The organism is Nocardia sputi, from assembly GCF_023501985.1.
In genome coordinates, this window is record NZ_JAMFLC010000015.1 from 243,386 (window position 1) to 251,416 (window position 8,031).

Genomic DNA, 8,031 nt, shown 5'->3' on the forward strand with positions numbered 1-8,031 from the left:
TCCGCGCTACACCGCGACGAAATGCGACAGGATGCCCTGCACCTCGTAGATGTCCACCTGCCGGTTGAACCGCTTGAGCAGCGGCTCCGCGGTGCCCGCGATCCAGATGGCCAGCTCCGCGTCCATATCGAAGGTGCCCGCGGTCTCCACCGAGAAATGGGTGATCGCGCGATAGGGCACGCTGTGGTAGCTCACCTTGCGGCCGGTGACGCCCTGTTTGTCGATCAGGATCAGGCGGCGGTTCGTGAACAGCATCGCGTCGCGGACCAGCAGGTACGCGGCATAGACCTGTTCGCCGTTGCCGAGGAGTTTGGCGTACTCCTGTTGCGCCTGTCCCGGATCGATCCGGCCGGCATTGCCCATCAGTCCGTCGATCAGACCCATCGTCAGCACTTCCTTCGGTGCTCCAGTGGCAGCAACGGGTCAGCCCCCCGCGTCTGCCGGATAATGACCCAGCGGTCGGCACGGACGGAGTGCGCCCATATCCGCTGTCCCCATTCATCATCCCCTGCGCGCGGACCGGCAGCGGCGAAGACGCCGAACGGCTCGTTTAGGCTGTCTGCCGTGCGTGTACTCGTCATCGGTTCCGGAGCCCGTGAACATGCCCTCGTCCTGGCCCTGCGCCGGGACCCCGCGGTGACCGCGCTCTTCGCCGCCCCCGGCAACGCCGGGATCGCCCAGCACGCGCAGGTGCGCCCGGTCGACCCGTGCGACGCCGAGGACGTGGTCGCGTTGGCCACCGAGGTGGACGCCGACCTGGTGGTGATCGGCCCGGAGGTCCCGCTGGTGCTCGGCGTCGCCGACGCGCTGCGGGTGGCGGGGTTCCCGTGCTTCGGTCCGTCGGCCGCGGCCGCTCGCATCGAGGGCTCCAAAGCGTTCGCCAAGGACGTGATGTCCGCCGCGGGCGTGCGCACCGCGCACAGCGAGGTCGTGGACAACCCGGCCGAGCTGGACGACGCGCTCGACCGGTTCGGACCCACCTGGGTGGTGAAGGACGACGGACTCGCCGCGGGCAAGGGCGTGGTTGTGACCGCCGACCGCTCCGCCGCGCGGGACCACGGCGCCGAACTGCTCGAGCAAGGCCACCCGGTACTGCTGGAATCGTTCCTGGACGGACCGGAAGTCTCCCTGTTCTGCCTGGTCGACGGCGAGACGGTGGTTCCGTTGTTGCCCGCGCAGGACCACAAGCGCGTCGGTGACGGCGACACCGGGCCCAATACCGGCGGCATGGGCGCGTACACTCCGCTGCCCTGGCTGCCGGAAGAGACCGTCACCGCGATCGTCGAGGACGTGGTGAAACCCGTTGCCGCCGAACTGATGCGGCGCGGCTGCGGCTTCTCCGGCCTGCTCTACGCGGGCCTGGCGATCGGCGCGGCCGGTCCCGCCGTGGTCGAATTCAACTGCCGCTTCGGCGATCCGGAAACGCAGGCGGTGCTCGCGCTGCTGGACAGCCCGCTCGGTGAGCTGCTGTACGCCACCGCCACCGGCTCGCTGGCGCAAGTGGCCCCGCCGCGCTGGCGCGACGGCTCGGCGATCACCGTGGTGCTCGCCGCGGAGAACTATCCGGGCCGCCCGCGGGTGGGCGACGCCATCTCCGGCGCGGGCGAGGGCGCCTTCGACGCGCACGCGATGGTCCTGCACGCAGGCACCGCGCAGCGCGAGGACGGGGCGCTGGTCTCCGCGGGCGGGCGGGTGCTGAACGTGGTCGGCGTCGGCGCCGACCTCGTCGAGGCGCGTGCGCGCGCCTACGACCGCATCGCCGCCATCAAGCTGCCGGGCAGTCACTACCGCACGGACATCGGCTTGGCCGCCGTGGAAGACCGCATCAAGGTCTGAGCGCCCCCGGGGGCGGTGCCGCCCGCCCGATGCCCGGGTTCAGCCGAACGTGAGCCCGCGCAGCGCCAGCCATTGCTGCGGGTCCACATGCCGTCCGCCGACGATCACCTCGAAGTGCAGGTGCGGGCCGGTGGAGTCGCCGCGATTGCCCATGCGGGCGATCTGCATCCCCGCGGGCACCCGTTCGCCGACCGAGACGAAGAAGTCGTACATGTGCCCGTAGACGGTGATGCTGCCGTCGTCGTGGCGGATCCGCACCCACAGGCCGAATCCCTGCGCCGGTCCCGCGTCGACGACCGTGCCGTCGGCGACCGCGTAGATCGGGGTGCCGATCGGGCCCGCGATGTCGATGCCGTTGTGGAAGGTGCCCCAGCGGGATCCGAAGCCGGAGGTGAAGACGCCGCGGGCGGGCAGGACGAAGCCGGTGGTGCCCGGCGCGATCGAGCCGGGCTGTACCGGCGCGGCTGCGGTCATCCAGGGCTGACGCTCCCCGGCGACGGCGGCAGCCGCCTCGGCCTTGGCGCGTTCGAGTGTCGCGCGCGCCGCGGCCGCGACCACCGCTTGCTCGCGCAGCCGCTCACCGTTGGCGATCGCGTTCAGCAACCGGGTCGTCGACGGCGGGGTGTTCTGCATCTGGGGTGGAAACGCGACGGCGACGCGCTGGGCGCGATCCGGAGCCGGAGTGCGATCGGTGACCGTCCCGGCGAAGGAAGTGTCGCTCGCGGCGAGCAGCGCGGCCGCGGCGAGCCCGCCCAGCAGCACCTTGTGCCGGCGCGCCAGCGCGAGCAATTCCTCGCCGGTGGGCTTGCGCCGCCACAGGTCGCGGGGGCCGGGCCTGCGGCTCCACCAGGTTCGCAGGTCGCCGCGGCGCGCCCACAGGCCGCGCGGATCGATCTTCCCCCCGGCCCCGAACAGCCGCTTTTCCGGAGGTCGCGGCGAGCGCGCGCGCCAGTCGCGCGGGATGACTCCGACGCCACCCACTCCGCGCACTCGGTCTAGCTTCTCCCGTCGAGCCTTCTCGAGCATCAAGCAGACCATAACCGTGATCGCGAGAGATCCGCGTGCTCTACCGTCTGTCGAGTGTCCAGAGAATCTCGCCGGTCGACCATTCCACCTTTCTACGTGATGGATGTCTGGAAAGCCGCCGCGGAACGCGCCCGGACCCACGGTGATGTGCTCGTCCTCGCCGCGGGGCAGCCGTCCACGCCCGCGCCCGCACCGGTCCTGCGCGCGACCGCGCTGGCCATCCAGTCCGAATTGCTGGGATACACCGAGACTTTCGGCATCCTCGCCATCCGCGAGGCGATCGCCGAACACCACAGGGAGACCTACGGATACCAGGTCGAGCCGGACGACGTGGTCGTGACGACCGGCTCGTCCGGCGCGTTCTCGCTGATCTTCCTCGCCGCCTTCGACCCGGGCGACACCGTCGTGGTCGCGCGTCCGGGTTATCCCGCCTATCGCAACACGCTCGCGGCGCTGGGCTGCCGGGTACTGGAGCTGGACTGCGGCGCCCAGACCAGATTCCAGCCCACCGTCGCCATGCTCGAGGCCCTGCCGGAGCCGCCGGCCGGTCTGGTGGTGGCCAGCCCCGCCAATCCCACCGGCACCATGATCGCCCCCGGTGAACTCGCCGCGCTGGCCCGCTGGTGCGAAGAGCACGGCACCCTGCTGATCTCCGACGAGATCTACCACGGCATCACCTACGACAGTGCCGGAGCCGACAGCGCGACCTCGTCGGCGTGGGAGACCTCGCGGGAATCGGTGGTGATCGGCTCGGTCTCCAAGTACTTCTCCATGACGGGCTGGCGGCTCGGCTGGATGCTGGTGCCGAGCGGGCTGCGCCCCGCGCTACAGCGGCTGGCCTCGAATCTGACCGTGTGCCCGCCCGCCATCTCCCAGTACGCGGCGCTGCACGCGTTCGGCGCGGAGGCAAAAGCGGAACTCGACGGGCACGTCCGGCGGTACGCGGTGAACCGGCGCCTGCTGCTGGACGGGCTGCCGAAACTGGGCATCACCGATCTCGCCCCGGCGGACGGCGCGTTCTACGCCTACGCCGACATCGGTCACCTCACCGACGACTCCCGTGCGTGGTGCGCCGACGTACTGAACCACACGGGGGTCGCCCTCGCACCGGGGGTGGACTTCGACACCGTCAACGGACACCACACGGTTCGCTTCTCGTTCGCCGGAGCCACCGCGGACATCGAGGCGGCACTGCTGCGTCTAGGGCACTATCTAGGTCATTGATCGCCCTGTCAGGCAACAACTTTCCGCAGTTCGGCACCCTGGCCGCGTGTATGCGGTAAAACATCGATGGTTGCTTTTCCTCGCTGATTTCCCCTGGAAGAACTGATGACGACTGGCACGATGGCACGGTGATCACCGCGACGACCCCGAAAGGCGAACGGCGTCGCCAGGCTTTGATAGCCGCCGCTGCCGAGCTGCTGCTCGAAGGCGGATTCGAGGCGGTGCGGCATCGCTCGGTTGCGACGCGCGCTGATCTGCCCCTGGCGTCGACCACCTACTACTTCGAATCCCTGGACGATCTGATCGCGCGGGCGGTCGAGTTCAGCGGCAACGCCGAGCTGGACGCGATGCGCAGGCGGGTCGGCGAGGTCAGCCACCGCCGCCGCGGCGCGGAAGCCACCGTCGACCTGGTGCTCGATCTGCTGGTGGGAGCCGACGGCGCCGACGAAGGGGCGCGTGGCAGGCTGATCGCCCGCTACGAGCGTTCGGTCGCCTCGGCGCGGCACCCGGAGCTGCGGGAAGTCCAGCTCCGGCTGCGCGCCCAGCTGGATGAACTGCTGGCCGACGTACTGCGCCGATCCGACCGGATGGTGCGGCCCGAACAGCTGCGCAGGCTGGTGGCGGTGGTGGACGGAGCGGTGGTCGCCGCGCTCACCGAGATGGATCCGGAGCCGCGGCGAATGGCGCGCGGCGCGCTGCTGGAAGTGATCGACATCGTCGCGCCTCCGGCGCGGGCGTCCGCGCCGGAGACAGCGGCGGCCTATGTGACCACCGATGGCCCCGTGCGAGCCACGCCCCAGCAAGTGGATCGTTATCGCGCACTAGACTGACTGGACGTGAGCGAGCGAACCAGCAATACAGCGCCTGAAGGCACGGAGCCGAGCGTCAGCGAGGCGCGGTCGTGAGCCTGGTCCCCAACGTCCTCGCCACCCGCTACGCCAGCCCCGAGCTGGTGCACCTGTGGTCGCCGGAATACAAGGTCGTGCTCGAGCGGCGGCTGTGGCTCGAGGTCTTGCGGGCGCAGGCGGAGCTGGGCGTCGACGTGCCCGAAGGGGTCGTCGCGGACTACGAGCGGGTGCTCGACGAAGTCGACCTCGCCGCCATCGCCGAACGCGAGCGGGTCACCCGGCACGATGTGAAGGCGCGCATCGAGGAATTCAACGCACTCGCCGGGCACGAGCACGTGCACAAGGGCATGACCAGCCGCGACCTCACCGAGAACGTGGAGCAGCTGCAGATCCGGCTCTCGCTCGAGCACGTGCACGCGCACGGCGTCGCGATCGCGGCCCGTCTGGCCGAGCGCGCCGCCGAGTACCAGGCGCTGGTGATGGCGGGCCGCTCGCACAACGTCGCGGCCCAGGCCACCACGCTCGGCAAGCGGTTCGCCTCCGCCGCCGACGAATTGCTGATCGCGCTGACCAGGCTGCGCGAGCTGATCGACCGCTACCCGCTGCGCGGGATCAAGGGCCCGATGGGCACCGCGCAGGACATGCTCGACCTGCTCGGCGGCGACCCGGCCAAACTGGCCGGGCTCGAGCAGCAGGTGGCCAGGCATCTCGGTTTCGCGACCGTGCTCACCAGCGTCGGCCAGGTCTACCCGCGCTCGCTGGATCACGACGTGCTCACCGCACTGGTGCAGGTGGGCGCGGGTCCGTCCTCGTTCGCGCACACGATCCGGTTGATGGCCGGGCACGAGCTGGTCACCGAGGGCTTCCAGCCCGGGCAGGTGGGTAGCTCGGCGATGCCGCACAAGATGAACACCCGCTCCTGCGAGCGGGTCAACGGCTTGCAGGTGGTCCTGCGCGGTTACGCCTCGATGGCGGCCGAGCTGGCGGGCGCGCAGTGGAACGAGGGCGACGTGTTCTGCTCGGTGGTGCGCCGCGTCGCACTGCCGGACGCGTTCTTCGCCATCGACGGGATGATGGAGACGTTCCTCACCGTCCTGGCCGAATTCGGCGCCTACCCGGCCGTGATCGCCCGCGAACTGGACCGCTACCTGCCCTTCCTCGCCACCACCCGCATCCTCATGGCCGCCGTCCGGGCCGGCGTCGGCCGCGAGACCGCGCACGAGGTCATCAAGGAGCACGCCGTCGCGGTCGCCTTGGCCATGCGCGAGCAGGGCCGCGAACCCGACCTCCTGGACCGCCTCGCGGCCGACCCGCGCCTCCCACTGGATCGCCCCGCCCTCGACGCGGCACTTGCCGACAAGTCCGCGTTCGTCGGCGGGGCCGAAGCCCAGGTCGCCGACGTCATCGGCCAGGTGCAGAAACTGGTCGATCGATACCCGGACGCGGCGCGGTATTCGCCGTCGCCGATCTTGTAGCGGAACCGAGGCTTCTGCGCGAAGCGGCTCGTCATTCCAATAAGGGCTGGCATTGTCCCAGGCGCACGGCGCAGTCCCTATCCGTCTACAGCATTTGTGTGTGGCGAAACTGTGCGTCCAACGGCCACCGCGCGAACTCAGCGACGTTCGCAGATAGCGCCACGGTCGCCGCAACCTCTCCAACCGAGAGTGTTGCGACGACCGTGTGAATGCAAGGGATCGCGGGGGGCGACGGCCTTTGCGTCTCTGGCTACTGCGTCCGGCGGCGGAGCCGGACGCTCAAGCGCCACAGCGCGTTACGCAGCCGCGTCGGCCCCCAGAACTTCACCCGGTGCCACGGACCAGGATCTTGGTACTCTGCGTACCTGCCGTTGAACGTCGGCATTCTGATCATCCTCTCGGGCATTCCTTGGACGTGACCGTCCGGGTGTCGCCGACCTCGGTGTAGTCGAACGGAAGTCCTCGCAGCTTGCCATAAACGTGCACCTTGTGCCTCCACTCACCGGCCGCGCACTCGGCGCTGACGCGAGTCTCGCGGCCCGCACGGGAGGGAATTCCGGAATCGACCTGGAGAGCCCAGCGGGCCCACTGGCCCCCGCTGTAGTGCTCCAAGCTCAGCTCCAGCGTGTGTGACTCCGGAGGCACGTCACATGTGGCCTTCACATCGGCGTAAATGACTGGATGCAGCAGTGTCGGCCTACCGAAGACAGTGGTGAAGTCACACGCCTTGGCCTTGACCGGGGTCGGTGCTGCTACCGCTGGCACAAAGCCTGGGAAGATGACAGCGCCCATTATGAGGACGGTTGTGAGTCGAGAAATGTTGTACCGCATCGAACTCCCCTGTTCAGTTTCCTGGATCGTCTCTCCGCTCAGGACTCCCTTGATGTGTCCGGCTTCATTCGTCCGCCATTGATCAGCGTTTGACGTGCCGTTTCTTTGCGTGGGCACTCGGTGGCGCGGCAGCCTCGATGCTGCTGCATGATCGCGTGGGCTTCTTCGACGCTGAGAGGCCGATCGGGCGCTGCGTGCGGCCAGCCTGTAGGCCTCCGTCGGCTGGCCCGCCACTCGGCTTGGACTCGGTCGATGATGTCTTGGACGTTGGTCCCCCGGTCCGATGGTTCGGCATCGTCCTGCCACCAATTGAAACCATTGCGGCATACATCCTCATCTGAGTGTTGGGTTGGAAGTCACCGGAGCCGGAGGAGTCAGCACCCCGGCGCCGGGACGGTTCTGGGGCCGCCGCTCCAGGCCAGACATCGCGGCGTCTCGGCCGACGATTTCGAGGACTTCGGGTCCCGGTTTTCGGTCGAGAATCCAAAGCGACACGAAGCTCAACGCGAGCTTTGGTGGGCATCGCGTTACCCCCTCTGCACGTGTTCGAGTCGCTGTGGTGTGGCCCCCGCTGCCGGAAACTTCTCGGACTGATCACGGGTGCTGGCACCCGCCCGACGGTGAGTGACTGGATTCGAAGGTACGAAGCGAGATCCGCCAGGTCTGGCCGGTCCCCGATAATGCGACCACCCGGGAGTAGAGCCCGGGTTGTTCGTCAGTTGTCAGTTGATCCCGCAGTCCACCGGGTGGTGGGTGTGGGTGCAGGCCGCAGCGTACTCAGCCGGTGTCCG

Annotated in this window: 7 protein-coding genes; 4 read left to right on the forward strand and 3 right to left on the reverse strand. The window is 69.0% G+C overall.

Annotated features, from left to right (window positions below; genetic code table 11):
* Positions 1 to 6 precede the first annotated feature (6 nt).
* Entirely contained in the window at positions 7 to 384 is a 378-nt protein-coding gene (locus tag M8859_RS20805) for a PH domain-containing protein (protein WP_159930901.1), read from the reverse strand.
* Positions 385 to 564: 180 nt separating this feature from the next.
* Between M8859_RS20805 and purD the strand changes: the two genes are divergently transcribed.
* Positions 565 to 1,836, forward strand: a complete 1,272-nt coding sequence (gene purD, locus M8859_RS20810; protein ID WP_249644722.1) for a phosphoribosylamine--glycine ligase — start codon at positions 565 to 567, stop codon at positions 1,834 to 1,836.
* A 39-nt stretch (positions 1,837 to 1,875) separates the two neighbouring features.
* On the opposite strand, the gene M8859_RS20815 is transcribed toward purD, so the two are convergent.
* On the reverse strand, positions 1,876 to 2,862 hold the full coding sequence (locus M8859_RS20815; RefSeq protein ID WP_249644723.1) for a M23 family metallopeptidase: 987 nt from the start codon (positions 2,860 to 2,862) through the stop codon (positions 1,876 to 1,878).
* A gap of 54 nt (positions 2,863 to 2,916) precedes the next feature.
* Here M8859_RS20815 and M8859_RS20820 point away from each other — a divergent pair, with 54 nt between their 5' ends.
* The 3 genes from M8859_RS20820 (at position 2,917) to purB (ending at position 6,409) form a co-directional block, all read left to right on the forward strand.
* Positions 2,917 to 4,086: a pyridoxal phosphate-dependent aminotransferase gene (locus tag M8859_RS20820; RefSeq protein ID WP_159930898.1), complete on the forward strand. Its 1,170-nt coding sequence runs from the start codon at positions 2,917 to 2,919 to the stop codon at positions 4,084 to 4,086.
* Between the two features lie 128 nt (positions 4,087 to 4,214).
* Entirely contained in the window at positions 4,215 to 4,916 is a 702-nt protein-coding gene (locus tag M8859_RS20825; RefSeq protein ID WP_223520311.1) for a TetR/AcrR family transcriptional regulator, read from the forward strand.
* 71 nt (positions 4,917 to 4,987) lie between these two features.
* Positions 4,988 to 6,409, forward strand: coding sequence for an adenylosuccinate lyase (purB, locus tag M8859_RS20830; RefSeq protein WP_159930897.1), 1,422 nt, complete (start codon positions 4,988 to 4,990; stop codon positions 6,407 to 6,409).
* A 390-nt stretch (positions 6,410 to 6,799) separates the two neighbouring features.
* Here purB and M8859_RS20835 read toward each other — a convergent pair whose 3' ends face one another.
* On the reverse strand, positions 6,800 to 7,201 hold the full coding sequence (locus tag M8859_RS20835; protein ID WP_249644724.1) for a hypothetical protein: 402 nt from the start codon (positions 7,199 to 7,201) through the stop codon (positions 6,800 to 6,802).
* Positions 7,202 to 8,031 lie beyond the last annotated feature (830 nt).